Source organism: Micrococcus sp. 140720015-1 (genome assembly GCF_053627595.1).
In genome coordinates this window covers 230,301-253,827 of sequence record NZ_JBSEYC010000003.1, presented here as the reverse complement: position 1 = coordinate 253,827, position 23,527 = coordinate 230,301, and the positions used below count along the sequence as shown (strand labels likewise).

The 23,527-nt window shown below is 74.6% G+C and carries 27 protein-coding genes; 11 read left to right on the top strand and 16 right to left on the bottom strand.

What is annotated here, in order from left to right:
- Positions 1–340: 340 nt before the first annotated feature.
- Together ACUXPL_RS06690 and ACUXPL_RS06685 are read left to right on the top strand one after the other, a co-directional pair.
- Complete coding sequence (locus ACUXPL_RS06690; protein ID WP_454182734.1) at positions 341–1,360, top strand: LacI family DNA-binding transcriptional regulator; 1,020 nt, start codon at positions 341–343, stop codon at positions 1,358–1,360.
- An 82-nt stretch (positions 1,361–1,442) separates the two neighbouring features.
- Positions 1,443–2,522: an ABC transporter ATP-binding protein gene (locus tag ACUXPL_RS06685; protein WP_454182732.1), complete on the top strand. Its 1,080-nt coding sequence runs from the start codon at positions 1,443–1,445 to the stop codon at positions 2,520–2,522.
- Between the two features lie 191 nt (positions 2,523–2,713).
- Here ACUXPL_RS06685 and ACUXPL_RS06680 read toward each other — a convergent pair whose 3' ends face one another.
- Positions 2,714–3,193 carry an SRPBCC family protein gene (locus tag ACUXPL_RS06680; RefSeq protein WP_454182730.1) on the bottom strand — a complete coding sequence of 160 codons (480 nt, stop codon included), beginning with the start codon at positions 3,191–3,193 and terminating at the stop codon, positions 2,714–2,716.
- A gap of 91 nt (positions 3,194–3,284) precedes the next feature.
- On the opposite strand from ACUXPL_RS06680, the gene ACUXPL_RS06675 reads away from it, so the two are divergent.
- Positions 3,285–4,103, top strand: coding sequence for a spermidine synthase (locus tag ACUXPL_RS06675; RefSeq protein WP_454182728.1), 819 nt, complete (start codon positions 3,285–3,287; stop codon positions 4,101–4,103).
- Positions 4,104–4,118: 15 nt separating this feature from the next.
- Here ACUXPL_RS06675 and ACUXPL_RS06670 read toward each other — a convergent pair whose 3' ends face one another.
- Positions 4,119–4,628: a MarR family winged helix-turn-helix transcriptional regulator gene (locus ACUXPL_RS06670; protein WP_454182726.1), complete on the bottom strand. Its 510-nt coding sequence runs from the start codon at positions 4,626–4,628 to the stop codon at positions 4,119–4,121.
- Positions 4,629–4,652: 24 nt separating this feature from the next.
- Here ACUXPL_RS06670 and ACUXPL_RS06665 point away from each other — a divergent pair, with 24 nt between their 5' ends.
- Positions 4,653–5,888: an MFS transporter gene (locus ACUXPL_RS06665; RefSeq protein WP_454182724.1), complete on the top strand. Its 1,236-nt coding sequence runs from the start codon at positions 4,653–4,655 to the stop codon at positions 5,886–5,888.
- A gap of 39 nt (positions 5,889–5,927) precedes the next feature.
- Here the strand turns inward: ACUXPL_RS06665 and ACUXPL_RS06660 are convergent, their stop codons facing one another.
- The 3 genes from ACUXPL_RS06660 to ACUXPL_RS06650 form a co-directional block, all read right to left on the bottom strand.
- Complete coding sequence (locus ACUXPL_RS06660) at positions 5,928–6,959, bottom strand: DMT family transporter (protein ID WP_454182722.1); 1,032 nt, start codon at positions 6,957–6,959, stop codon at positions 5,928–5,930.
- Positions 6,960–6,976: 17 nt separating this feature from the next.
- Positions 6,977–7,540, bottom strand: a complete 564-nt coding sequence (locus ACUXPL_RS06655) for a GNAT family N-acetyltransferase (RefSeq protein ID WP_454182720.1) — start codon at positions 7,538–7,540, stop codon at positions 6,977–6,979.
- 92 nt (positions 7,541–7,632) lie between these two features.
- The gene (locus ACUXPL_RS06650) at positions 7,633–8,208 is read right to left on the bottom strand and encodes a hypothetical protein (RefSeq protein ID WP_454182718.1); all 576 of its coding nucleotides are present in this window, start codon (positions 8,206–8,208) and stop codon (positions 7,633–7,635) included.
- A 246-nt stretch (positions 8,209–8,454) separates the two neighbouring features.
- On the opposite strand from ACUXPL_RS06650, the gene trpB reads away from it, so the two are divergent.
- Entirely contained in the window at positions 8,455–9,756 is a 1,302-nt protein-coding gene (gene trpB, locus ACUXPL_RS06645; protein ID WP_454182716.1) for a tryptophan synthase subunit beta, read from the top strand.
- Positions 9,757–9,787: 31 nt separating this feature from the next.
- On the opposite strand, the gene ACUXPL_RS06640 is transcribed toward trpB, so the two are convergent.
- Positions 9,788–9,931, bottom strand: coding sequence for a hypothetical protein (locus ACUXPL_RS06640; RefSeq protein ID WP_454182714.1), 144 nt, complete (start codon positions 9,929–9,931; stop codon positions 9,788–9,790).
- Between the two features lie 273 nt (positions 9,932–10,204).
- Between ACUXPL_RS06640 and ACUXPL_RS06635 the strand changes: the two genes are divergently transcribed.
- Entirely contained in the window at positions 10,205–10,378 is a 174-nt protein-coding gene (locus ACUXPL_RS06635; protein WP_180536478.1) for a hypothetical protein, read from the top strand.
- The gene (locus ACUXPL_RS06630) at positions 10,375–11,043 is read left to right on the top strand and encodes a DsbA family oxidoreductase (RefSeq protein ID WP_454182712.1); all 669 of its coding nucleotides are present in this window, start codon (positions 10,375–10,377) and stop codon (positions 11,041–11,043) included. Before ACUXPL_RS06635 ends, ACUXPL_RS06630 begins: the two co-directional genes overlap by 4 nt.
- Before the next feature lie 24 nt (positions 11,044–11,067).
- Here the strand turns inward: ACUXPL_RS06630 and ACUXPL_RS06625 are convergent, their stop codons facing one another.
- Complete coding sequence (locus ACUXPL_RS06625) at positions 11,068–11,796, bottom strand: 4a-hydroxytetrahydrobiopterin dehydratase (RefSeq protein WP_454182710.1); 729 nt, start codon at positions 11,794–11,796, stop codon at positions 11,068–11,070.
- A 108-nt stretch (positions 11,797–11,904) separates the two neighbouring features.
- Here ACUXPL_RS06625 and ACUXPL_RS06620 point away from each other — a divergent pair, with 108 nt between their 5' ends.
- Positions 11,905–12,366, top strand: a complete 462-nt coding sequence (locus tag ACUXPL_RS06620) for a ribosomal maturation YjgA family protein (RefSeq protein ID WP_454182708.1) — start codon at positions 11,905–11,907, stop codon at positions 12,364–12,366.
- Positions 12,367–12,467: 101 nt separating this feature from the next.
- Positions 12,468–13,094, top strand: coding sequence for a CGNR zinc finger domain-containing protein (locus ACUXPL_RS06615; RefSeq protein ID WP_454182706.1), 627 nt, complete (start codon positions 12,468–12,470; stop codon positions 13,092–13,094).
- 219 nt (positions 13,095–13,313) lie between these two features.
- Here the strand turns inward: ACUXPL_RS06615 and ACUXPL_RS06610 are convergent, their stop codons facing one another.
- The 4 genes from ACUXPL_RS06610 to ACUXPL_RS06595 all read right to left on the bottom strand — a co-directional run bounded on the left by ACUXPL_RS06610 (position 13,314) and on the right by ACUXPL_RS06595 (position 16,647).
- Entirely contained in the window at positions 13,314–14,567 is a 1,254-nt protein-coding gene (locus ACUXPL_RS06610; RefSeq protein WP_454182704.1) for an MFS transporter, read from the bottom strand.
- Positions 14,568–14,642: 75 nt separating this feature from the next.
- Positions 14,643–15,341, bottom strand: a complete 699-nt coding sequence (locus ACUXPL_RS06605; protein WP_180536490.1) for a type 1 glutamine amidotransferase domain-containing protein — start codon at positions 15,339–15,341, stop codon at positions 14,643–14,645.
- A gap of 10 nt (positions 15,342–15,351) precedes the next feature.
- Positions 15,352–15,960 (bottom strand): hypothetical protein, encoded by a 609-nt coding sequence (locus tag ACUXPL_RS06600; protein ID WP_257643161.1) that lies wholly within the window; start codon positions 15,958–15,960, stop codon positions 15,352–15,354.
- A 111-nt stretch (positions 15,961–16,071) separates the two neighbouring features.
- Positions 16,072–16,647 (bottom strand): GNAT family N-acetyltransferase, encoded by a 576-nt coding sequence (locus ACUXPL_RS06595; protein ID WP_454182701.1) that lies wholly within the window; start codon positions 16,645–16,647, stop codon positions 16,072–16,074.
- A gap of 51 nt (positions 16,648–16,698) precedes the next feature.
- Between ACUXPL_RS06595 and ACUXPL_RS06590 the strand changes: the two genes are divergently transcribed.
- A complete protein-coding gene (locus tag ACUXPL_RS06590) occupies positions 16,699–17,058 on the top strand; it encodes a VOC family protein (RefSeq protein WP_180536493.1) in 360 nt (119 codons plus the stop codon).
- 181 nt (positions 17,059–17,239) lie between these two features.
- Here the strand turns inward: ACUXPL_RS06590 and ACUXPL_RS06585 are convergent, their stop codons facing one another.
- Both ACUXPL_RS06585 and ACUXPL_RS06580 read right to left on the bottom strand, forming a co-directional pair.
- Positions 17,240–17,629 (bottom strand): DUF1304 domain-containing protein, encoded by a 390-nt coding sequence (locus ACUXPL_RS06585; RefSeq protein ID WP_454182698.1) that lies wholly within the window; start codon positions 17,627–17,629, stop codon positions 17,240–17,242.
- A gap of 20 nt (positions 17,630–17,649) precedes the next feature.
- Positions 17,650–18,570, bottom strand: a complete 921-nt coding sequence (locus tag ACUXPL_RS06580) for an amidohydrolase family protein (RefSeq protein WP_454182696.1) — start codon at positions 18,568–18,570, stop codon at positions 17,650–17,652.
- Positions 18,571–18,648: 78 nt separating this feature from the next.
- On the opposite strand from ACUXPL_RS06580, the gene ACUXPL_RS06575 reads away from it, so the two are divergent.
- Positions 18,649–19,350 (top strand): ZIP family metal transporter, encoded by a 702-nt coding sequence (locus ACUXPL_RS06575; protein ID WP_166437806.1) that lies wholly within the window; start codon positions 18,649–18,651, stop codon positions 19,348–19,350.
- Between the two features lie 30 nt (positions 19,351–19,380).
- On the opposite strand, the gene ACUXPL_RS06570 is transcribed toward ACUXPL_RS06575, so the two are convergent.
- The 3 genes from ACUXPL_RS06570 to ACUXPL_RS06560 form a co-directional block, all read right to left on the bottom strand.
- Entirely contained in the window at positions 19,381–20,301 is a 921-nt protein-coding gene (locus ACUXPL_RS06570; RefSeq protein ID WP_454182694.1) for an SDR family oxidoreductase, read from the bottom strand.
- Between the two features lie 211 nt (positions 20,302–20,512).
- On the bottom strand, positions 20,513–22,144 hold the full coding sequence (locus tag ACUXPL_RS06565; protein ID WP_454182693.1) for an amidohydrolase: 1,632 nt from the start codon (positions 22,142–22,144) through the stop codon (positions 20,513–20,515).
- Between the two features lie 80 nt (positions 22,145–22,224).
- Complete coding sequence (locus ACUXPL_RS06560) at positions 22,225–23,394, bottom strand: cystathionine gamma-lyase (protein WP_454182691.1); 1,170 nt, start codon at positions 23,392–23,394, stop codon at positions 22,225–22,227.
- Positions 23,395–23,527: the final 133 nt, after the last annotated feature.

The window sequence follows — 23,527 nt, the reverse complement described above, 5'->3', positions numbered from 1 at the left end:
ATGTGCCTTTCACGAGGGTAGCGGCCCGCGGCATGCGCCGGCCGTTGCGTCGCCGACGTGGGCCCCGCGGTGAGACGGCGCCTGCCCCCGGCGGCTGAAGGAGTCAGTCCCCAGGAGTGTAAACGCTTCCACTGTGATGTGCCACACAGAGGTGAGCTCTCGCATGAACACGGGCATGCGGGAGTGGGGGCGGAGGTCAGGACCGGCTGAAACTGGAATGGAAGCGCTTCCACCACCGGGCCTGCCGTGCCATACTCTGGTGCCACGCATCGACCCCCGGCCCGCCGCCGTCGTGCACCCGCCCGCCGCAGAACCCCACGAACCGGGAGGAGGACCGCCGATGGCCGGCATCAAGGACGTCGCCCGCATGGCCGGGGTCTCCACTGCCACCGCCTCCCGCGCCCTCACCGGCTCCGGCCCCGTGGCGGCCGCCACGCGCACCCGAGTCCAGGAGGCCGTCGCCACGCTCGGCTACGTGGCGGACTCCGCCGCTTCTTCGCTCGCCTCGGGCCGCACCCGCAACATCGGGCTGGTGACCCCCTCCGTCCACCGGTGGTTCTTCGCCGCCGTGCTCGAGGGCGCCGCGGACGAGCTCGTGCGGCACGGGTACGACCTCACGCTCTACGACGTCGGCCAGGACCCGGAGCGTCGATCCACGGTCATCTCCGACCTGCTGCCCCGACGACGGCTGGACGCCCTGATCACCCTCTCGTTCCGGCTGAGCATGTTCGAGCTCGCCGGACTCGAACGCCTCGGCCTGCCCGTGATCGCCATCGGTGGCCGCCTGCCGGCGGGCGAGACCCTGCCGGACTGGTTCACCGCCGTCCAGGTGGACCACGCCCGCGCCGCACGCATGGCCACCGAGCACCTGCTGGAGCTCGGACACCGGGACATCGCCTACGTGGGCCGCGTGGACGAGGACATCGAGTTCCAGGTCAGCACCGAACGCACCCGCGGGTTCCTGCACGCCCTCGCCGCCACCGGGGTGCGCACGCCGGCCGACTGGATGGTGCCCGCGGACTTCACCGTCGGCGGCACCTACCACCAGGCGCGCGCCCTCCTCGCCGACCCGCGGCGTCGGCCGACGGCGGTCATGTGCATCTCGGACGAGATGGCCATGGGCACCTGGATGGCAGCCCACTCCCTGGGGCTGCGCGTGCCCGAGGACGTGTCCGTGATGGGCCTGGACGGCCACCCCGAGGCTGCCCGCCTTGGCATCAGCACCGTGGACCAGAACCCGCTCGAGCAGGGCCGCCGCGCCGTCCGCCTGGCGCTCGGCACCCTCGACGGCGCCGCCCATCCCCACCGGATCATGCACCACCTGGCCCTGCGGCCGAGAGCGAGCACCGCGCCGCCGTAGACCGTCAGCCCCGACCCTCACCCACCCCTCTCCTTCACCTTGGATCGTCGGGCACGTACCTGCCCGTGAAAGGAACCCCACCATGGCCTCCGTGACCTTCCGCTCCGCCAGCCGCCAGTACCCCGGCTCCCCCCGCCCCGCCGTCGACTCCCTCGACCTGGAGATCGCCGACGGCGAGTTCCTCGTGCTCGTGGGCCCCTCCGGCTGCGGCAAGTCCACCTCCCTGCGCATGCTCGCCGGCCTCGAGGAGCTCTCCCACGGCAGCATCCTGATCGGCGACCGGGACGTCACCGACGTGGACCCCAAGGACCGGGACATCGCGATGGTGTTCCAGAACTACGCCCTCTACCCGCACATGACCGTGGCGGACAACATGGGCTTCGCCCTGAAGATCGCCGGCGTCCCCGCAGACGAGCGGCGCCGCCGCGTCGAGGACGCCGCGAAGCTGCTGGACCTGACCGAGTACCTGGACCGCAAGCCGAAGGCCCTCTCCGGGGGCCAGCGTCAGCGCGTGGCCATGGGCCGGGCGATCGTGCGCGACCCGCAGGTGTTCCTCATGGACGAGCCGCTCTCCAACCTGGACGCGAAGCTGCGCGTGCAGACCCGCGCCCAGATCGCCAACCTGACCCGTCGCCTGGGCACCACCACCGTGTACGTGACCCATGACCAGACCGAGGCCATGACCATGGGCGACCGGGTGGCGGTTCTCAAGGAGGGCCGCCTGCAGCAGGTGGACACGCCGCGCAACCTCTACGAGCGCCCGACGAACGTGTTCGTCGCCGGGTTCATCGGCTCCCCCGCCATGAACATCTTCCGCATGCCCGCCACGCACGAGGGCGTGCACTGGGGCGAGACGGTCATCCCCGTGCCCCGGGAGGATCTGGCCGACGCCGGCACGGCGGTGGACCTCGGCGTGCGCCCCGAGAACCTGGTGGTCAGCGACGACCCCGCCGGCCTGCCCGTGGAGGTGGACACGGTGGAGGAGCTCGGCGCGGACGCGTACGTGTACGGTCACGCGACGATCGGCGGCGAGGAGCGGCTCATCACCCTGCGGACGGTGGGCTACACGGCGCCGGCGAAGGGGGCCGTGGTGCACGTGGTCCCGGAGCCGGAGCGCGTGCACCTGTTCCACGCCGAGACCGGCGAGCGACTCAACCGCTGACGGCGGCGTTCCGGCTGGCGCTGCCGTGAAGCGGCGCGCGACGTGGCAGACCACGCCGGCACCGCCCCGCGTTCGGGCCGGATCTTCTGCGGATCTGACCCTTCTGGCTGCTCGTTCGACCGCCAGAAGGGTCAGAACCGCAACGGATTCCCCTCGGCCGGGCGCGCGACGGCGGCGGGCGTCGCCTGCCCTCAGCCCTGGCGCTCGGCGAGGTCCGCGAGCCGGTCGATCGACGCGCGGAGCTGCTCTTCGCCGGTCCGCCGCGCCTTCTGGATGCGCTTCGGGTCGGTGAGCCGCGTCCAGTCATAGGTGTGGGTGACGCGGCAGCCGCCCTCGTCGTCGCCCTCGACCTCCCACCGCCACAGCTGGCCGAACGGCTCCCCGCCGACCTCGGAGGGCTTCCAGGCGATGCGGCGGCCCTCCTCGAACTCGACCACGTGGTTCGCGCGGTCCACGCCCTTCTGCAGGGTCATGACGAACACGTCCCCGACGGCGGTCACCCGCTGCCCGGGGGCGGCCTCGCCCAAGTTGGCGTTGCCGTCCCACTCGGGCTGGCGGGAGGGGTCCGCGATCAGCTCGAAGACGACGCCGGCCGGCGCGTCGATGTGGCGGGTCGCGGACACGACGCGGTCCTCGGGGGCGGGCAGGGCGGTCTCGTCGATGTGCTCCATGGGGAGAGCGTAGACCCCGGTGCGCACCCGCCGAGAGCGGGGGCGGCCTGACTGATCCGGCCGGCGTACTGAGGGGTGGGATGCTGGGGGCATGCCCGACCAGCACTCCCCCTCCGGCCACACTGTCCACCTGTCCACGTCGGGCGTGGACGCCCGCATCGCCCCCGACGAGTTCGGCGGGTTCGTCCTGGAGATCGGCGGGGCCGTCCAGTCCCACGTGGACCTGGCCGACCCCGCTCTCATCCGCTACGAGTACCTGCGCCGCATGGCCAATGTGCTCGACGCAGCCTCCCCGACGGGCGCGCCGGTGCGGGTCCTGCACCTCGGCGCGGGCGCGCTGACCCTGCCGCGCTACCTCCAGGCGACCCGGCCCGGCTCGGAGCAGACGGTGGTCGACCTGGACCGGGAGCTCGTGTCCTACGTGCTCGCCGAGCTGCCCCTGCCGGCCGGCACGGACCTCGTCTCCGTGGTCGCGGACGCGCGCCTGGCCGCCGTCGACCTCGCGATGGACGGGGAGCGGTTCGACGCCGTCGTGCTGGACATCGGCACCGGCGAGGAGGGCGCTGAGCACCTGCGCGGCGCCGTGTTCTACGGGGAGCTGCTCGAGCTGCTGACGGCGGGCGGGGTACTGCTGGTGAACATCGGCGACGACGCCGGCCTGCGGTTCCTGGGCGCCGAGCTGGGCGCCCTCGAGGAGGCGGCTGCCGAGGCCGGGGTGCCCGGCCCGTGGACGCTCGCGGACCAGGGGATGCTGGAGCGCCTGGACTGGGGCAACGTCGTGCTGGCCGCGGGGGCGCCGCTGGGAGAGGCCGGCTGCACGGAGCGCCTCGCCGCGGCGGGGCCGCATCCGGCGGCCGTGCTGGACCCGGCGGAGTCGGCCGCGCTGGCCGCCCGCATCCGTCGCGCCTGAGGGCGGGCGCGGTGCTCAGGGCCGGGGGGCCTCCGCACCGGGGCCCGTCTGCGGCCGGGGCCACGGGTGGCCCCGGCGCTCCTCCGCCCCCTCGTTGAAACGCCGCAGGAGCCTGCTGAACTCGACGACGTCCTCGGCGGGCCAGGAGGAGACGATCTGCGCCACGTTGTCCGCGCGGGAGCTCAGCTCCGCGGCGAGGCGGGCACGTCCCTCCTCCGTGGGACGGTGCAGCCGGGCGGAGCCGCCGTCGGGGTCCGCCACCCGCTCGACGAGGCCGGCCTTCATGGCGGCGGCCACCTGCCGGTGGACGGTGGAGACGTCGAGGTCGAAGGCCTCGGCCAGCTCGGCGACGCTCATGGCCCCGCCCGCCTCCAGGCGGGCGAGCAGCACGGTGGCGCTGCGCTCCAGCGCGCTCGACCGGCCGTAGGGGGCCACCCCCTGCGTGGCCACCCGCAGCAGGAGCATGTGCTCGTACATGATCCCGCGGACCGGGTCGGCCCACGCCCCCTCAGGTGATTGCATCATGCAAACGATGCTACCTTTTGCATCATGCAAATCGCCGAGCAGGAACGCATCGCCTCCCCCACCTTCGTCCTCGCCTGGGTGGTCTCCTTCCTCCAGTTCCTCGCGTTCTACGCCCTCGTCACCACCATGGCCGTGTACGCGGTCCGGCAGTTCGCCGCCTCGGACGCCGGGGCGGGACTGGCCTCGAGCGCCTTCGTCATCGGCGCCACCCTCAGCCGCGTGGTCACCGGCCACGTGGTGGACCGCTTCGGCAAGCGCCGCGTCCTGGTGGTGGCCCTGGTCGCCGTCGCGCTGTCCTGCACGCTCTACCTCGTCGCCTCCTCGCTGCCGGCCCTCGTGGCGGTGCGCATGCTCCACGGCGCCAGCTACGCCTTCGCCAGCACCGCCGTCATGGCCCTGGCCCAGGCGGCCATCCCCGACGGGCGACGCGCCGAGGCCACCGGCCACCTCGCGCTGGGCACCACCCTGGCCACCGCGATCGGCCCCGCCCTGGGGCTGTTCCTCGCCGGCTCCATCGGCTACCCGTGGCTGTTCCGGGCGACTCTGGGGATCACGATGGTCAGCCTCGTGCTGGGCCTGCTGGTGCGCGAGGCGCCCGCCGCGGCGGGCGTCGACGGCGAGCGCGCCGCCGGCGAGGTCCCCCTGGAGCACCCCGCCCCCGCGGTGGGCTTCCGCCTGCGCTCCGTGCTGCACCCGGCGGTGCTGCCGATCGGCGGCTTCATGCTGCTGGTGGGCCTGAGCTACGCCGGGATCCTCACCTACCTGAACGCCTACTCGGTGGAGCGCGGGCTCACAGCCGGCGCCGGCCTCTTCTTCCTGGCCTACGCCGCGGCGATGCTCCTCATGCGCCTCACCCTGGGCACCCTGCAGGACCGCCGGGGGGACGACGCCGTCGTCTACCCCGCCCTCCTCTGCTTCACGGCCGCGCTCCTGGTGCTGGCCTTCGCCACGCGCGACTGGCACGTGGTGCTGGCCGGGGCGCTGAGCGGCCTCGGCTACGGCACGCTCATGCCCGCGGCCCAGGCGATCGCCGTGAACGCGGTGCCCTCCCACCAGCTCGGCGCCGGCATCTCCACCCTCATGCTGTTCGCGGACGTGGGGCTGGGCCTGGGCCCCGTGCTCCTCGGCGGGCTCGTGGCCTCGGCCGGCTACGGCGTCATGTACGCGGCCCTGGCGGGTGTGCTCGTGATCGCCGCCGGGTACTACTTCGTGATGCACGGACGCCGGCACGGGCGGCGGGGGGCCGTGGCCCGCGCCTGAGTCCCGCGCGGTGACGGCGGCCTGCCGCCGCGGGCGACGCTACCGGCGCCGCGCCGGCCACGACGCGAGCGTGACGGCGGCGAGGGCGCCCAGGGTGCCCAGCACCGTCGTCGTGGTGACCGTGGATCCGTCGGTGGGGGCCACCAGGTCCACCACGAGGGAGCCCAGGAGGTTGCCCGAGACCAGGCCGAGGGTGGCGGCGAAGACGCCCAGGCGCGGGACGACCATGGCGCCCACCCCGATGAACACGCACCCCAGCGGGCCGCCGAGGTAGAGCCGCCAGTCGTGCGGCAGCGCGGGCAGGCCGTGGCCGGAGGCCAGGGCGATCCCGCCCCACACGATCCCGAGGAAGAGGACGCCGGCGGTGAAGTTGACCAGGGTCGCCGGGATGGCGGTGCCGTAGGCCGTGGTCTGACGGGCGTTGAACACCTGCTGTCCGGCGGTGGCCAGGCCGGCCAGCAGGGGCAGCAGGGCCAGCAGCGCCCAGCCGGGCCCGCCGCCGGCCTCGCCGAGCGAGGGCCACACCACGAGGGCGACCGCGGCCAGGGCGAGCGCCGCCCCCGTGAGGCGCCGCGGCGTCAGGCGCTGCACCCCGGCGGGGCTGAGCCCGAGCCGGTCCACGACCATCCCGCCGACCACCTGCCCGGTGACCACGGCGACCGTGAACACGGCCACGCCGAGGGGACCGATCGTCGCGGACTGGGTGAGCACCAGGAGCCCGCCGATCACGCCCGCCACCGCGTACCACGGGCGCACGGACCCCGCGGCGAGGGCCGGGCGGATGCGGGCCAGGCCCCGGCGGCCCCGCGGCGTCAGCACGCTCACGAGCACCATGACGACCAGGCCCGCCGCGAAGGAGCACAGGGCGGCGAGGACGGGGTCGCCGGTCAGGTGGGCGAGGCGGGAGTTGATGCGGCCCTGCAGCGGCATCACGGAGCCGGCGGCCACCGCGAGCGTGAATAGCAGGGCGGTCGCCCGCGGGGAAGGCGCCTCCGGGCGGGCGGCGACGGCGGCCGGGCGGGGGCGGGAGGGCCCGCGCTCGGCGGACGGGGCAGGGGATTCGGGTGGCATCCCCCCGTTCTACACCCCTAGGCGGCCAGGCGCGCCTCGAGCCCGGCGCACACCGCGGGCCACTCCTCGCGCACCACGCTGAAGTAGTCGACGTCGGCGACCGTGCCGTCCGCCGCCGGACGGAAGCGGCGCAGAGTGCCCTCGAACGTCGCCCCCAGGCGGGCGATGGCGGCGTGTGAACGGGCGTTGCGGTGGTCGCAGCGCAGGGCCACCCGCTCCAGCTCCCATTCCTCGAACGCGTGCCCGAACAGCAGCAGCTTGCAGCCGGGGTTCACGGAGGTGCCCCACACCCGACGGGCATAGACCGTGTGCCCCACCTCCACCCGCAGCCCGGGCACCAGGTCATAGAGGCTCGTGCGCCCCACCAGTTCCCCGCCCTGCTCGACGGCGAAGGCGAAGGTGCCCTCCCGCTCGATCAGCTCGGCGAGGTGCTCGGACATGGCCGCACCGTCCACCGGCAGGGGCGCGCTGTTCCCCGCCCACATGGCCGCGTCGACGAGCTCGCGCAGGGCGGGGCCGTCGGCGGGGGCGAGGGGGCGCAGGGTGAGGTCCCCGCGGGTGAGGACGATCTCGTGCTTCATGCGCCCATCCTGTCAGCGGACTCGGGGTGATCTCCCGGCGCGACGAGACCGAGCGCCACGGACGAGGGCGTCGCCTCCGGCGCCCGGTCGGCTCAGAGCGTGGCGGAACGTCGGGCGGAGGCCCGCATGGCCGCGACCCGCTGCGCCACGGGGGCCTCCAGAGCGCCCGGCTGCAGGGCCGGGGCGAAATCGGCGGCCACCTCTCGGGCGACCCCCTCGAGGGTGGAGGCGTCCTGGGCGACCCAGGCGCGCAGCGTCAGGTGCTCCCGCATCCACGCCGTGAGCATCTCCTCGGACTCCGGAGTCAGGGCGAAGCCCTCCCCCGCAGCACCCGGGCTGGTGCGCTCCACATCGAGGCCGAGCTCGCCCGCCAGCAGGGCGGCGAACGCCTGGCGCAGCGGTGAGACGCCGGTACGACCGGACTGGAAGGCGGCGCGCACCTCGCGGCACTGCAGGCTCTCGTCGGCCACGTCGACGGCGAGGACGTCACCGGCGGCGGGGGTGAGGCCCAGGGCGGCACGGGCCGACTCCTCGGCCACCACGGCCACGATGCCGGGCACTGCGGGGGCGGCGGTGAGGAACTCGGCGTACCGCATGCCCGGAGTGGCGGCGAGCACAGCGGCGGCTTCGGCGGTCGGGGACTGGGTGTCGACGGCGGTGATGGTCATGGATCCAGGGTGAATCGTGATTCACCGAGACGAGGAGCATTGTCCACATTCTGAGATTTACAGCCACATGGTGAGACTCACGCCTGCCCCGACGTGCAGTACGCTGGCCCCATGCAGATGCACGCGCAGCAGTGGTGGACCGCCTGAGGGCGGCCCCGGTCATGCGCATCTGACACGACGAGCCGCTCGCCTGCCGGGCGGCTCGGTCATGAGCGGTTCGGCGGGCCCCATCCCAGGAGGACCCCGATGACCCACCGCAACCCCGAGGACAACGCCCTGAGAGGCGCCGCCGAGCCCCGCACCCTCGCCGAGGCCTGCGACCTCGTCACCACCCCGGACCTGGACGTCTCCGCGGACGGCATGTTCGGCAAGTACGGCGGCGCCCATCTGCCCCCGCAGCTGGCCGGCCCCATGGCCGAGGTCGCCCGCGCGTACGCCGAGGCGCGCACCGACCCCGAGTTCTACGCCGAATACCGACGCCTGCTGCGCGACGCCGTCGGGCGCCCCTCCCCCCTGACCCCGCTGGACCGCCTCTCCGACGAGCTCGGCGGCGCACGGATCGTGCTCAAGCGCGAGGACCTGAACCACACGGGCGCCCACAAGATCAACCACACGATCGGCGAGGCGCTGCTCGCCAAGCGCATGGGCAAGCGCAGCCTGATCGCGGAGACCGGCGCCGGCCAGCACGGCGTGGCCCTGGCGACGGCGGCCGCGATGGTCGGCCTCGACTGCGAGATCCACATGGGCGCGATCGACGTGGCCAAGCAGCACCCCAACGTGGTGCGCATGCGTCTGCTCGGCACGAAGGTGGTCTCGGTGGAGCGCGAGGGCCGCTCCCTGAAGGAGGCCGTGGACTCGGCGTTCGAGGTGTACGCGGCGGACCCGGAGAGGTACCTGTTCGCGATCGGCTCCGTGGTGGGCCCGCACCCGTTCCCCACGATGATCCGCGACTTCCAGTCCGTGGTCGGCCGCGAGGCCCGCGCTCAGTTCCAGGAGCGGTTCGGGGCGCTGCCGAGCGCCGTCGTCGCCGCGGTGGGCGGCGGCTCCAACGCGATGGGCGCGTTCACCGCGTTCCTCGACGACGCCGACGTCGCGCTCGTGGGCGTCGAGCCCGGCGGCCGCTCCTCGGCCAAGGGCGAGCACGCGATGACCATGACCCAGGGCCGCGAGGGCGTCCTCCACGGCATGGCCACCCTCGTCCTCGCCGACGACGACGGCACCCCGGACCCCGTGCACTCGATCGCCTCGGGCCTGGACTACCCGGGCGTCGGCCCGCAGCACGCCCACTTCGCGCGCCTGGGCCGTGTCCGGTACGTGGCCGAGGACGACGCGGCCGTGCTCGACGCGTTCCAGCGGCTCACGAGGCTCGAGGGCGTCATCCCCGCGCTCGAGTCCGCGCACGCCGTGGCGCACGCGATCCGCCTCGCCCCGCAGATGGGCCGGGACGCGCGGATCCTCGTCAACCTCTCCGGCCGCGGGGACAAGGACGTGGACTACGTGGCCGAGAAGCTCGGTCTCACGGGCGAGGCGGACGAGGTCGTGCGGTGAGCTGAGGCGGCGGCCCCGGCGGCGTGCCCGGTCAGCGCGCCAGTCCCCCATGCGGGGGATGCACGGCAATGGCTCGGTAGAGAAACCCGTCCTGACCGTTGTGGGCCTCCAGTGCCTCGAACACGAACTCCACCTCCTCGCCGACCATGAGGCTGGACGGGACGGAGTCGAGCATGGGTAGGTGACTGAAATGGACCCAGCACCCCCGGGCGTCGCCTCGCTGTCGATCACGCCCCAGCCGCCATCGCGATCCCACTTGACCACTCGTCCGAGACTTGCATTGAGGTTCATCGGTCATCTCCGTCAGTGGGCAGGGAGCGGGAAGGAGACAGGGCTCGCCGTGGATGCTGGAGTCAAGGGTGACGTATGCAGGCATGTTGCCGCGAGTCCGGCGAGGACGAGGCCCAGGAGGATCATCCTCCCACCCTCCTACACCTAGGGTGAGGGCATGCAGACCCCCGACCAGCCCACCCCGCCCCGCCCCGCGGACGACGCGCGGGCCGACGTCGCCGCCCCGGCCGACGCCGACCAGCCCGACGCCGCCCTGCCCGCCTTCACCCTCCTCGCCGCCGACGGCGAGGACGACGCCCCGGTGTGCGGCGTGGACGGGGTGTGCGCATGAGCCCCTTCGAGACCGCCGAGGACCGCGTCACCGTGGACGTGTGGAGCGACGTGATGTGCCCGTTCTGCCTGATCGGGGACACGCTGCTGGACCAGGCCGCGGACGCCGCCGAGCACCCCGTGGACATCCGGTACCACTCGTTCCAGCTCCAGCCGGACCTGCCGGCGGACCGCCCGCAGCCCGTCCTGGACATGCTCGTGGCCACCAAGGGCATCACCCGCGAGCAGGCCGAGGCTATGGACGCGCAGATCACCGCCCGGGGCGGTGAGGTGGGCGTGACGTTCCGCCAGGATATCGCGCAGGCCGTGAACACGCGGGACGCGCACCGGCTCTCCCACCTCGCGGCCGAGCACGGCCTCCAGCACGCGGTGATCCGCCGCCTCTTCGAGGCCTACTTCACCGAGGGCCGCAACGTGGCCGACCACGAGGTGCTCGCCGACCTCGCCGCGGAGGCCGGCCTGGACCGGGACGCCGCGCTCGCCGCCCTCGCCTCGGACGCCCACGCGCAGGACGTGGACGAGGACGTGGAGACCGCCCGACGCCTGGGCATCCACGGCGTCCCGTTCTTCGTGGTGGACGGCAAGTACGCCATCTCCGGCGCCCAGCCCCTCGAGGTGTTCCAGCGCGCGCTGGCCACCGCGTGGGCGGAGAAGCCGGGCCGCTGACCCCTCAGCGGCGCGGGCCCGCGCTCACTCCTGGTCCTCATGGTCGGGGCGCAGCGCCGTGCAGATGCAGGAGCGGTTGCCCTCCACGTCCTCGACCACCCAGAACGCCGGCGCCGAGGCGTCGCTGAGGAGCCGCCCGCCGGCGTCGAGCACGGCCTGCAGCCGGGGCTGCGCCTCCTCGGGGGCGACCCACACGTCCAGGTGCCAGCGCTGCTCCACCTCCGGCTCGGGCAGGGCCGTGTCCCCCGCGGAGCCGCCCGGTTCGGGGCCCTGCCACCACAGCGCGGGGGTCTGCCCGCCCGGGTGCTCCACGCTGCCGCCGGGCACCGTCTCGGCGCCCAGCAGGGCCGCGTAGAACCGGCCGTGCTCCTCGTCCCGGGCGGTGTCCAGGCCGATCTCGACGACGGACAGCCCGGTCGGCTCCGAGCGCAGCCCGTGCTCCCGGGCGAGGTCGCTGATCCGGCGGGCCATCCGCACGTCCCGGACGGTGACGCCGTGGACGTCGTGGCTGGAGAGGGCGACGACCACGTCCCCGTAGGTCAGCGTGAGGTCCGGGTGGTGGTCGGCGGCCTGGGCGGCCGCCCCCACCGCGGCCACGAACTCGAGGCCGGCGGCGTAGTCCTCCGGCACGAACCGGGCCTTGAGCCGGCCGGCAAGCAGGCGCCAGTCGGCCAGGTCGGCGGCGGCCACCTCGCTCGTGCGCAGGACGTGGAACGGGTCGGGGCGGGGCGTGTCGGCGGTGTTCTCGCTCATGCGCCCACTGTGTCACCGGCGCCGGGGGCTGGGGCAGACTGGGCGGGCGGCGCCCTCCCCGCCCCGCACCGCCGCGTGCCGGCGCCCCGATCCCGCGGAAGGACCCTCGTGAGCACGTCGACCTCGGACCCCGGCCCGCGCCCCGCGTCCCCGGGCCCTGCGTCCTCGGCCCCTGCTGCGCGCCCTGCCGCACGCCCGCGCCGACGTCGGGCACTGGTGGCCGGGGCCGCCGTCGTAGTGCTGCTGACGGGGCTGGGGGTGCGCCTGCTCCTGACGGGGGCGTGGACCGGACCCGTGGGCGACGCCCTCTACGCGGTGCTCGTGTACCTGGGGGTCGCGTTCCTGTTGCCGCGGCGGTCGGCGTGGGCGGTGGGCGCGATCGCCCTGGCGCTGTGCACGGCGATCGAGCTGTTCCAGCTCACCGGCCTGCCCCTGGCGTGGGCGGAGGCGTTCGGGCCGGCACGGCTGGTGCTCGGGACGTCCTTCGTGGCGAGCGACCTGGCCCTCTACGCCCTCGGCGTGGTCGCGGCGACGACGGCGGACCTGCTCGTCTCCCGCACCCGGCGCTGAGGGGGGCGGCCTCCCGGCGGGCGGGGCAGTGCCGGACTCGGTGGTCGCAGGGGCTGTGGACGACCGCGGGCCCCGTCCGGCCCCGGGTGTGCAACGGTGCCGTGAGCGTGCGTGGAGAGACCCTGGCCGGTGCCCGACTCGCGGCCGGCCTGATCCGGGTGGCGCGGCGCCACGGCGACGCCCAGGACCACACCGCACTGCTGGAGGAGCACGGGCTCGGCGGACCGGATGCGCTCCCCGTGCGCGAGCGCCTCGCGCTCGCCGGTCGGCTGAGCCGATGGGCGGGGCGCCTGCGTCCGGTCTTCGCGGCGGACGGCCCCCGCGACCGCGCCGACGCCGCGGCCGCCCTCCTGGAGGGGGTGCCGATCCGCGCCCTCCTGAGCGCGTCGGCCGGCCCCGAGACCTCGCCCGTCTGGCGGTTCACCGCGGCGAGCGCGGACGGCTCGGGCTCGCTGGACGACGTCCTGGGACAGGTCCAGGCGACGACGGCGGGGGCGCTGGCCTGGCTCGTCGTGGACGGTGAGGGCGACCGGCTCGGCCTGTGCGGCCTGCCCGGGTGCCGCGCGGCGTTCGTGGACGAGAGGGACCGCGGCCGACGTCGCCGGTTCTGCTCGGACCGCTGTCGCGCCGCGGCCGCCGTGCGGACCCACCGGGACCGGGCCTGGCTCCGCGAGCACGGCGGTGGCAGCCCCGCCGCCGAGGGATGCGCCGGCATGGGACCCCGATGAGGGTGGCCTGCTGAGGGCGCACGATGAGAGGCGGGGGAAAACGTCGTCGGGACGACTGCAATCTTTTCTCCGCGGTTTTCGATTGCACTTTCCGCTGAGACCACTCCCCCGCTGGACAAGGACAGAGGCCCCGGCGTGGGAGACGGAGACGACGGGGTGACCCGCCGGGGGCCGGCGGGCGGGAACGGCCGGGGCGGCGGCGCCGAGGGGGTCGGGGGCCTAGGCGCGTGCGGCCAGCTCGTCGTCGACGTAGACCGGCTCGGAGGCGCGCAGGCCCGCCGCCGCCATCACCACACCGGACGCCGCGAGCAGCACGAGCACGAGGGTCCAGCCGCCCGTGGGGTCGTGCAGCAGGCCCACCGCGAACGGGCCGATCGCCGCGAGCACGTAGCCCACCGGCTGGGCGAACCCGGACAGGCGGGCCGTCACGTGCGGGTCCCGGGTGCGCGCCGCCAGCAGCGTGATCACCGTGGGGAACGCGAACCCGCCCAGGCCGAGCACCGCCGCCCACAGCCACACCCCCGCCACCGGGGCGGCCAGCATCCCCACGTACCCGAGCGTCGTCATGGCGCCGAACAGCACCATCCACGCCTTCAGGTTCCGGGAGCGGCTGATCACCGTCGGCATCATCAGGGAGCCCACCACGCCGAGCCCCGCCGTCACCCCGAGCGACGTCCCGGCCGCGCCCGCGGACAGGCCGGCGTCGCGCAGCATCTGCGGCACCCACCCGAACTGCACGTACGCGTTCGTGGACTGCACGCCGAACAGCAGGGTGAGCGCGAGGGCGGTCGGCGAGCGCAGCAGGCTCACCCCGCCGCCCTCCGGGGTGAGGATCCGCGGGAAGTCGTGGCCGGTGCGCCACGCCACCGCCGCCCACACGGCCAGCGGCGCGAGCGCCGCCAGCCCCCACGCGCCGAGCGCCCAGCGCCACCCGTCCGCCCCGGCGGCCGCCGCGATCGGCGCCGTGACGAGCGCCGCCGTCGACCCGCCGAGGGTGAGGGACGCGCTGTAGACCGTCATGAGCACGGTGGTGCGGGAGGCCGCGTGCAGCTTCACCCACGCCGGGATCAGCACGTTGCCCAGCGCCATGCCGGACAGCGCCAGCACGGTGAGCAGCAGGAACGGGGTGACGTCGTCGACGACGGCGCGCCCCGCCAGGCCCGCCGCGGCCAGGCCAGCGCCCAGCGCCAGCGTGGCGGACATGCCCAGCCGACCGCCGACGCGCACCGCCACGAAGCCGACCGCGCCGAACACGATCCCCGGCAGCGCCGCCAGCAGGCCCGCCAGCCCGCCGCTGAGCCCCAGCGCCGCGGACACCTCCTGCATCACCGGGCCCAGCGTGGTGGCGCCCGGGCGCAGGTTCGTGGCGAGCAGCAGGACGGCGGCCAGCGCGAGGCCGAAGGGGACCGACGCCGGCGCGCGCCGCCCGGGGCGGGCGTGCGGGGGCAACGGGGCCGGAGAGGTGGAGGGCACCCGACAGTTCTACCGCGTCCGCGCCGACAACCCCGCATCCGGCCTCGTCAGCCCGGCCGGGCGGGCGAGGCCCGCTCAGCCGAGGTCGGCGATGAGCCGCTGCGCCAGCTCCGCGGAGGACGCCGGGTTCTGGCCCGTGTAGACGGCGCCGTCGACGACGACCTTCGGGGCCATCGGCTCGTCCGCCTTCTCGTAGACGACGCCGGCCTCCTTCAGCTCGGTCTCCAGCAGCCACTTCGCCTGGTCCGCGAGGCCGCCGGCCCGCTCCTCGGCGTCGGAGAACGCGGTCATCCGCCGCCCGGCGAACACGTTGGCGCCGTCGGCGTCCTTCGCGGCGAGCACCGCGGCGGGCGCGTGGCACAGCAGCGCCACGGGCGCCTCGGCGGTGACGCGGCGGGCCAGCAGCGCCCCGGAGACCGGGTCCTGGGCGAGGTCCTCCATGGGGCCGTGGCCGCCGGGGTAGAAGACGGCGTCGAACTCGCGGTCGTCCACGTCCTCGAGGCGCAGCGGGGCGTCCAACTCGGCACAGATGGACTCGAGGTAGTCCTTCAGCCGCCGCCGGTCCTCCTCGGGGCCGGCGGCCTCGCCGAGGCTGACCTGGTCCACGGTGGGCGGCACACCGCCCGGCGTCGCGATCACGACGTCCCAGCCGGCCTCCCGGAACAGGCGGTGCGGCGTGGCCAGCTCCTCCGCCCAGAAGCCGGTGGGGTGGGTGGTTCCGTCCTTGAGGGTCCACGCGTCGGCCGCGGAGACCACGAAGAGCACTGAAGTCATGCGCGGGACGCTACGCCCCGAGCGCCCGGCCGCCCCTCAGATCGTGGCGGACCGGCGGGCGGCCGCGGCCATGGCCGCGAGGCGCGCGCAGGTGCGCGGAGGGGGAGGCGACGCCGTCCAGGGCCAGGGCCGGGGCGAGGTCCGCGTTCACCTGGGCGGCGACGTCGGCCAGGACGGTGGCGTCCTGCGTGGCCCAGGCACGGAGGGTGAGGTGGGCGCGCATCCAGGCGGTCAGCTCGTCCTCGGACTCCGGGGTCAGGGTGAAGCCGGTGCCTGCGGCGCCGGGGCTGGTGCGCTCGACCTCGAGGTCCAGCTCGTCCTCGAGCAGCGCGGCGAGCGCCTGGCGCAGCGGGGAGACGGCGGTGCGGCCGGACTGGAAGGCGGCGCGGACGTCACGGGCGCGCAGGCCGTGGGGGGCCACGGCGACGGCGAGCAGGCCGGTCTCCTCGGCCTCGACGCCGAGCCGGGCGCGGGCGGACTCGGCCGCGACGACGGCGACGATGCCGGGGACCTCGGGAGCCTCGGCGAGGAACTGCGCGTAGGAGACGCCGGGCATGGCGGCCAGCACGGCGGTGGCCTCGGCGGTGAGGGACTGGGTCTCGGCGGCGGTGATCGTCATGCACACAAGAGTGAACCGGGGTTCACCGAGTCACGACGCGCATCCACATGGTGAGGTATACGTCCGCCCTGTGAGACGATCCGGTTCCTCGCCGTTCACTCGCCGCGCCCCTCAGCCCGCGTCGGCCCCCGTCAGGCGCGCCTCGAGCCCGGCGCGGACGGCCGGCCACTCGGGGGCGGTGACGCTGAAGTAGTCCGCATCCGCGATGGTCCCGTCCGCCGCCTTCCGGAACGCCCGCAGCGTCCCCTCGAAGGTGGCGCCCAGGCGCAGGATCGCCTGGTGGGAGCGGGTGTTGCGGTGGTCGCACCGCAGCCCCACGCGGGCCACCCCCAGGTCCTCGAACGCATGCCCCAGCAGGAGCAGCTTGCACGCCGGGTTCACCTCGGTCCCCCAGTACGGGCGCGCGTAAATCGTGTGGCCGACGTCGACCCGCACCCGCGGCACGTGCTCGTAGAACGCGGTGCGACCCACGAGCTCGCCGTGCCGCTCCACGGCGAAGGCCTGCATCCCCGGCACCGCCAGGAGGGTGCGCAGGTGCTCGGCCATGGCCTCGTCGGTCTCGGGCAGGGGCGTGCTCAAGCCCGCCCAGGCAGCCGCGTCGACGATCGCGCGCAGCGCCGGGGCGTCGTCGGGGGTCAGGGGGCGCAGGCAGACAGAGTCGTGGGTCAGGTGCAGCTCGTGGGGCATGACGGGATCGTATGCCTCCCGTCACCGGCGCGCCGGTGGTTCGATGGGCTCATGAGCCTGCGCCTGTCACACACCACCTGGGACGCCCTGGACCCGTACGCCGTCGCCGAGTTCTGGCGCGAGCTGATGGGCTGGGACGTCAGCGAGCCCGACTCCTACGAGCCCGGCTCGGACGAGTGCTGCCTCGTCACCCCGCACGGGTACACGGTCCTCTTCTACAAGGTGCCGGACGCCAAGCGCGTCAAGAACCGCGCCCACATGGACCTGGCCGTCGAGGACGGCACGCGGGACGAGGAGGTCGAGCGCGCCCTGCGGATCGGCGCCGTCATGGTGGACGACCGCCGCGGCGACCTCGGCTGGGCCGTGATGGCCGACCCCGAGGGCAACGAGTTCTGCATCCTCGACATCTGAGCGACGCACCCCGCGGCAGGACCCCCACGAGCGCTCGTGGGGGTCCTGCCGCGGGGACAAGGACGTGGACTACGTGGCCGAGAAGCTCGGTCTCACGGGCGAGGCGGACGAGGTCGTGCGGTGAGCTGAGGCGGCGGCCCCGGCGGCGTCGAGGAGCCGGGGCTGGGGTGAGCCCCGACCCTCAGACCAGCAGCCCGACCGCGAGCGCTGCCACGCCGAGCGTCGGGGCGACGCCCTGCTTGAGGGCGGCGCCGCGCTTGTCCGGGCTGGAGAGGAGCAGGACGAGGGCGGCGGCGGCCATGGAGCCGGCGCCGGTGAACACGAGGGTCGCGCCGACGGCGTGGTGGCCCGCGGCGTAGAGCGCGATGCCCAGGACCACGGCGATGGCCAGGAACAGGTTGTAGAAGCCCTGGTTGAAGGCGAGCTCGCGGGTCGCCTCGGCCTCCTGCACGGTGCCCGTGCCGAAGGTGCGGCGGGCGCGCTCGGAGGTCCACGCGAGGGACTCCATCCAGAAGATGAACACGTGCACCAGCGCCGCGAGTCCGGCGAGGACGAGGCCCAGGAGGATCATCCTCCCACCCTAGCCACCGCTCATAGCCCGAGCAGCCGCCGCGGGGTGTTCCAGACGACGTCGCGCAGCCAGTCCTCGCCCATGCCCCACCGCTGGAGGACGGCGAGCTGGTGGCTGTAGGCGTACGGGATGGTCGGGAAGTCGGTGCCGAGCACGACCTTCCCGGGCAGGTCCGCGAGGATCGCCGGCCAGTCGGCGGGCAGCGGGGCGATGCGCTCCATGTAGTCCGTGCCGACCATCGTGGTGTCCAGGTGAACGTTCGGATTGGCCGCGGCGAGGTCCGCGAACGCGCGGTAGTCGGGCAGGCCCGCGTGCGCGATCACGAGCACCAGGTCCGGGTGGCGCCGCACCAGCTCGCGGATCGGCTCGACACCCGTGAACTCGCCGGGGTGCGGCCCGTTCCCGCAGTGGATCACGACGGCGGCCCCCACCTGCGCGATCATCGGCCACACCCCGTCCAGCAGCGGGTCGAGCGCCGTGAACGCGCCGACCTGGATGTGCACCTTGAACACCGTCACGCCCGACCGCAGGGCCTGGGCCACCGTGTCCTCCACACCCGGCTCGGGGAAGAACGTGGCGGAGGGGACGGCGTCGTCGTGGGCGGCGGCGAAGGTCGCCGAGTAGGCGTTCAGCCAGTCGGCCATGCCGGGCCGGTGCGCGTAGTTGAGCGTGGTGTAGGCCCTCACCCCCAGGGAACGCAGGACGCGGACGCGCTCCTCGTCGTCGTGCCGGTAGGTGACGGGCCAGGCGGGGTGGCCGTGCACGGGCAGGGCGTCGAAGTAGCCCCACACCTTGCGCTGCACCGACTCGGGCATGAAGTGCACGTGGAGGTCCACGAGGCCGGGGACGCCGAGGTCGGCGATCCAGCGGGGCACGTCGGCGTCGTCGCGGGGCTCGACGAGTCCGCCGGGGCGGGGATGATCGGAGGAGGGTGCGGGCATGGGGGCGATCCTGCCAGCACCATGCCCCTCGCTCCAGACCTCACTTCGCGAGGGTCAGGGCGTAGCCTGGCTGCCGTGATGACCCTGATGTGGGGCGCCGTCGCCGCGTCCTCCCTGCTCGTGGGCGCCGTCCTGGCCACCCTGCGCCGCTGGCACATGGGCACGATCGGACTCGTGCTCGCCTTCGGCGCCGGCGCCCTGATCGCGTCCGTGTCCTTCGAGCTCGCGGAGGCGGGCGTGCAGGCGGCCGGGCCCGCCGCCGTCGGCATCGGGCTGACGCTCGGCGCGGCCGCCTACTTCCTCGGCGACCGTGCGGTGGAGCGCTCCGCCGCGAGGTCCGGCGGCTCGTCCTCGGGTGCGGCGCTGACCGTGGGCGCGCTGCTGGACGGCATCCCGGAACAGCTCGTGCTGGGCATCGGGCTGGCCGCGGGCGAGGGCGTGTCCCTCGCGCTCCTCGTGGCGATCTTCATGTCCAACCTGCCCGAGTCCATCGCCGCCACGGCCGACTCCCTCGACGGCGGCAAGACGCGCCGCCACCTGCTGATCCAGTGGTCGCTCGTGGCGGTGGTCTGCGCCCTGGCGACGTGGGGCGGCGGGCTGATCGCCGACGTCGCCTCCCCCGCCCTGACCGGCGGCATCCAGGGCTTCGCGGCCGGCGCCCTGCTGGTCATGCTGATCGACACGATGATCCCCGAGGCCCGCGAGAAGGGCGGGGAGAAGGCCGGGCTGCTCACCGTGGTCGGCTTCGCGCTCGGCGCGTTCCTGTCCCTGGTGGTGTGACCGCCCAGGGACAGGAACGCCCGGCTCCGGTCACGGGGTGGGCATGCCGCCGGTCACCGGGATGGTCGCGCCCACCACATAGGAGGACTCCGGCGAGGCCAGGAACACGTACGCCGGGGCCAGCTCGGTGGGCTGGCCGGCGCGGCCCAGCGGGGTGGACTGGCCGAACTCCGGCAGGTCCTCCGACTTCTGGCCGCCGGAGGGCTGCAGCGGGGTCCAGATCGGACCGGGTGCCACGGCGTTCACGCGGATGCCCTTCGGGGCCAGCTGCTGGCCCAGGGCCTTCGTGAAGGTGTTGATGGCGGCCTTGGTGGAGGAGTAGTCCACCAGCTGCTCCGGGGCCATGTAGGCGACCACGGAGGTGGTGTTGATGATCGTGGAACCCGGCTTCAGGTGCGGCAGGGCGGCCTTGACCAGGCGGAACTGGGCCAGGATGTTGATGTCGAAGGTAGCCTCGAGCTGCTCGTCGTCGATGTCCTCGATCGAGTCCTGCGCCACCTGCTTGCCGCCGTTGTTCACCAGCACGTCCAGCCCGCCGAGCTTCTCGGCCGCCTGGGCCACGAGGTCGGCGCAGAACGTCTTGTCGCGCAGGTCGCCGGGGATCCCGACGGCGGTGCGCCCCTCCGCCTGCAGGACCTCGAGGACGTGCTGGGCGTCCTTCTCCTCCTCGGGCAGGTAGCTGATCACGACGTCGGCGCCCTCGCGCGCGAACGCGATTGCGGTGGCCGCGCCGATGCCGGAGTCGCCGCCGGTGATGAGCGCCTTGCGGCCCTCGAGACGGCCGGTGCCGCGGTAGGACTTCTCACCCAGGTCGGCCTTCGGCGTCATCTCCGCGTCCAGGCCGGTGCCGGGCAGCGACTGCTCCGGCGGGCTGATCACGGGGTAGCGCTTCGTGGGGTCCTGCAGGGTGAGCTGGTCGGTGGTGGTGGTGTTCGCGTCGTCGTGCGCCACGGGGTGCTCCTCACGGTCTCGGGGCGACGCGCGGTCTGCGCGCCGTCCTCCGAGCGTAGGGAGCAGCCCCCCGGCGGCGCCACGGCTGATCCCCGGGTCACCGGACGTGCCCCGGCCGCTCCCCTGGATGACGAGCCCTGCGATATGGCCCCCAAACGCGTGGTTTAGGGGCCATATCGCAGGGCTCGTCGCGGGGTGCCGGTGCCGGGCGTCACAGCCCGCCGTGCACGAACTCCCCGCCCACGGCGGTGGCGACGACGTCGATCGCCGCGATCTGGTCGCTCGGCACCGCGCGCGGGTCCTCGCTGAGCACCGTGAAGTCCGCGAGCTGGCCTGCGACGAGCCGTCCCTTGCGGCCGTCCCAGCCGGTCGCCTCCGCGGAGCCGACCGTGTAGGCGTGCAGGGCCTCGGCCACCGTGAGCCGCTCCGCGTCCGGGCCGTACTGCTCACCGGTCTCGGTGCGGCGCAGCACGAAGTCCTGGATGACCTCCAGCGGTCGGCCGCCGGCCACGGGACGGTCCGAGCTGCCGGGCAGCACGAGGCCCGCGCGCAACAGCCGCCCGGCCGGGTACGAGAGCGCGGCCCGCTCCGGCCCGATCCGCTCCCGCACCGACCCGCCGAACGCGCTGATGAAGTTCGGCTGGGTGGCCATCACGACCTCCAGCTCGGCCATGCGGGCCACCTGATCGTCGCGGACCACCCCGCCGTGCTCCACGCGGTGCGGCATCACGGGGCGCCCGAACCGGCCCCGCGCCTCGGCGATCACGTCGAGGGCGAAGTCGAGGGCGGCGTCGCCGATCGCGTGCAGGGCCAGCGCCCAACCGGCAGCCGCCGCACCGAGGCACGCCCGGCGCATCTCCCCCGCGTCCTGCTGCAGGTAGCCGCGGCCGTGGCCGTGCCCGCAGTAGTCCTCGGTCATCGCGGCGGTCTGCCCGAGCATCGACCCGTCCGTGAACACCTTCGCCGGCCCGATCTGCAGCCACTCGTCGCCCACCCCCGTGCGCACGCCGGCGTCGAGGGTGAGGTGCGTGCCGTCGTCGGGATGGCCGTCCACCGGGCGCAGCGCGTCCAGGGTGACCATCGTCTGGAAGCGGGTGCGCAGCAGCCCCGCGTCCCGGGCGCGCTGATACGCGCCGAACTCGAGCGGGCTGTGCCCGATCCACCCGCCGGCCACCCCCGCATCCGTCACCGAGGTGATGCCCTCGGCCGCGTACTCCTGCGACGCCCGCGCCAGGCACGCGCCGATGTGCTCGTGGGACTCCGGCTGCAGCAGCCGGGTCACCAGGCTCATCGCGGTCTCCTCCAACAGGCCGGTGGGGCGGCCGGCGGCGTCCGTGAGGATCCGCCCGCCCTCGGGCTGCTGCAGCACCTGTTCCCCCACGCCGGCCAGGACCAGCACCGCCCCGGACACCGTGACGGCGTGGCCCGTGTTGTGGCGGATGAGCACGGGGCGCCCGGAGGCGGCGGCGTCGAGGCTGTCGCGGTCCGGCTGGGGGCCGGTGAGGTGGCCGGGGTCGAAGCCGGTGCACGTCACCCAGGCGCCGGGGTCGAGCTCGGCGGCGCGGGTGCGGACCCGGTGGTGGACCTCCTCCGCGGTGCGCGCGCCCTCGAGGTCCACGTCCAGCCGGGACTGGCCGAACCAGACGCTGTGCGCGTGGGCGTCGTTGAACCCGGCGAGGACGGTGCGCCCCCGCGCATCGAGGCGTTCGCGCGTCGCGAGGCCGTCCAGCTCCTCGTCCACCCCGACGACGACGCCCCGCCACACCCCCAGCCGCGAGGCCGACGGGCGGGCGGGGTCGCCGGTGATGAGGCGGGCGTTCTCCACGATCAGGTCGAGCTGCATGGGGCGGGTCTCCTGGGGCGGGTCGGCGGGGACTGGTTCGCGAGCGTAGCCGGGCCCGGCTCAACCGGGCAGGGCCGGGCTCAGGCGGGCCCGGCCGCCGCGTCCATGGCCCGGGCCAGGTCGGCGAGCAGCTCCGCCGTCGGCTCGACGCCCACGGACAGGCGCACGAAGCCGGCCGGGACGTCGTCGCCCCAGCGGGCGCGGCGCTCCGCCGCGGTGTGGGTGCCGCCGAAGCTCGTCTGCGCCACCACGTACGCGGCCGCCCCGATGAACCGCTCCGCCGCGGCCGCGTCCGCGAACTCCAGCCCCACGACGCCGCCTGCCGCCGTCATCTGGCGCGCGACGATCTCCGCGTCCGGGTGGTCCGGCAGCCCCGGGTAGGCCACCGCGCGCACGGCCGGGTGTCCGGTCCCGAGCTCGGCGACCGCGAGCGCCGACGCGCACATGCGGGCGAAGCGGACCTCGAGGGTCTCCAGACCGCGGTGGATCAGCCAGGCCTCGTGGGTGCCGAGGATCCCGCCGGCCAGGGTGCGCCAGCCGCGCACGCGCGTCATCAGCTCGGGGGCGCGGGACGCGACGTGCCCGCCGAGGGCGTCGGTGTGCCCGTTGAGTGCCTTCGTGTCCGAAGCGACGACGACGTCCGCCCCCAGGTCCAGCGGCCGCTGCCCCAGCGGGGTCAGGGAAGTGTTGTCCACGACGACGAGCGCCCCCTTCCCGTCCCGCCGCCCGTTCGCGTGGGCGCGGGCGGTGACGTCGGCCAGGTCCGCGACGCGCAGCCCGGGGTTGGAGGGGGTCTCGACGAACACGAGGTCGTAGGCGGAGAGGTCGGCGTCCGCGAGGCCCGGCGTGGACACGAAGTCCACGTGGACGCCGGCGGGCACGAGGTGCTCGGCGGCGAGGGCGCGGGTGGCGCCGTAGCCGTCCGAGGGCAGCAGGGCGCGGTCGCCGGGGCGGAGCACGGGCAGCAGGGCGGCGGCGATGGCCGCCATGCCGGAGGGGACGACGGCGACGTCCGCGTCCTCGAGCACGCCGAGGGCGGCCTCGAGCGCGGCCCAGGTGGGCGTGCCCCAGCGGGCGTACTGGAAGGCGACGTCCGCACCGGGGGCGACGGGGGCGCCGTCGGGACCGGACCCGGGCAGGTGGAACGCGGAGGCATGCACCAGCGGCGGGGAGATGGCGTCGCCGGGGGCCATGCCGTGGGCGCGGTGGTGGAGGACGAGGCCGAAGGCGGGGGGCTGCGGGGATGCCATGGGGTCATTCTGCCGGGGCGCCGGACGCGGATTCACCAGAGCAGCTGGCGGCCCCGGATCTGCCGCCCGAGGCAACGCTGGTTGACTTATCGCGGGTCCTGGGCGCGAAGACCCGTGATAACTCAACCGGCGT

Coding starts and splice junctions, on each gene's coding strand:
- ACUXPL_RS06600 (WP_257643161.1), bottom strand. CDS start 15,960: ATGACGATCACCGCCGCCGAGACCCAGTCCCTCACCGCCGAGGCCACC.
- ACUXPL_RS06640 (WP_454182714.1), bottom strand. CDS start 9,931: ATGCTCGACTCCGTCCCGTCCAGCCTCATGGTCGGCGAGGAGGTGGAG.
- trpB (WP_454182716.1), top strand. CDS start 8,455: ATGACCCACCGCAACCCCGAGGACAACGCCCTGAGAGGCGCCGCCGAG.
- ACUXPL_RS06560 (WP_454182691.1), bottom strand. CDS start 23,394: ATGGCATCCCCGCAGCCCCCCGCCTTCGGCCTCGTCCTCCACCACCGC.
- ACUXPL_RS06635 (WP_180536478.1), top strand. CDS start 10,205: ATGCAGACCCCCGACCAGCCCACCCCGCCCCGCCCCGCGGACGACGCG.
- ACUXPL_RS06655 (WP_454182720.1), bottom strand. CDS start 7,540: ATGAAGCACGAGATCGTCCTCACCCGCGGGGACCTCACCCTGCGCCCC.
- ACUXPL_RS06585 (WP_454182698.1), bottom strand. CDS start 17,629: ATGATCCTCCTGGGCCTCGTCCTCGCCGGACTCGCGGCGCTGGTGCAC.
- ACUXPL_RS06690 (WP_454182734.1), top strand. CDS start 341: ATGGCCGGCATCAAGGACGTCGCCCGCATGGCCGGGGTCTCCACTGCC.
- ACUXPL_RS06680 (WP_454182730.1), bottom strand. CDS start 3,193: ATGGAGCACATCGACGAGACCGCCCTGCCCGCCCCCGAGGACCGCGTC.
- ACUXPL_RS06565 (WP_454182693.1), bottom strand. CDS start 22,144: ATGCAGCTCGACCTGATCGTGGAGAACGCCCGCCTCATCACCGGCGAC.
- ACUXPL_RS06605 (WP_180536490.1), bottom strand. CDS start 15,341: ATGACTTCAGTGCTCTTCGTGGTCTCCGCGGCCGACGCGTGGACCCTC.
- ACUXPL_RS06625 (WP_454182710.1), bottom strand. CDS start 11,796: ATGAGCGAGAACACCGCCGACACGCCCCGCCCCGACCCGTTCCACGTC.
- ACUXPL_RS06660 (WP_454182722.1), bottom strand. CDS start 6,959: ATGCCACCCGAATCCCCTGCCCCGTCCGCCGAGCGCGGGCCCTCCCGC.
- ACUXPL_RS06580 (WP_454182696.1), bottom strand. CDS start 18,570: ATGCCCGCACCCTCCTCCGATCATCCCCGCCCCGGCGGACTCGTCGAG.
- ACUXPL_RS06650 (WP_454182718.1), bottom strand. CDS start 8,208: ATGACCATCACCGCCGTCGACACCCAGTCCCCGACCGCCGAAGCCGCC.
- ACUXPL_RS06630 (WP_454182712.1), top strand. CDS start 10,375: ATGAGCCCCTTCGAGACCGCCGAGGACCGCGTCACCGTGGACGTGTGG.
- ACUXPL_RS06670 (WP_454182726.1), bottom strand. CDS start 4,628: ATGATGCAATCACCTGAGGGGGCGTGGGCCGACCCGGTCCGCGGGATC.
- ACUXPL_RS06665 (WP_454182724.1), top strand. CDS start 4,653: ATGCAAATCGCCGAGCAGGAACGCATCGCCTCCCCCACCTTCGTCCTC.
- ACUXPL_RS06685 (WP_454182732.1), top strand. CDS start 1,443: ATGGCCTCCGTGACCTTCCGCTCCGCCAGCCGCCAGTACCCCGGCTCC.
- ACUXPL_RS06595 (WP_454182701.1), bottom strand. CDS start 16,647: ATGCCCCACGAGCTGCACCTGACCCACGACTCTGTCTGCCTGCGCCCC.
- ACUXPL_RS06590 (WP_180536493.1), top strand. CDS start 16,699: ATGAGCCTGCGCCTGTCACACACCACCTGGGACGCCCTGGACCCGTAC.
- ACUXPL_RS06675 (WP_454182728.1), top strand. CDS start 3,285: ATGCCCGACCAGCACTCCCCCTCCGGCCACACTGTCCACCTGTCCACG.
- ACUXPL_RS06575 (WP_166437806.1), top strand. CDS start 18,649: ATGACCCTGATGTGGGGCGCCGTCGCCGCGTCCTCCCTGCTCGTGGGC.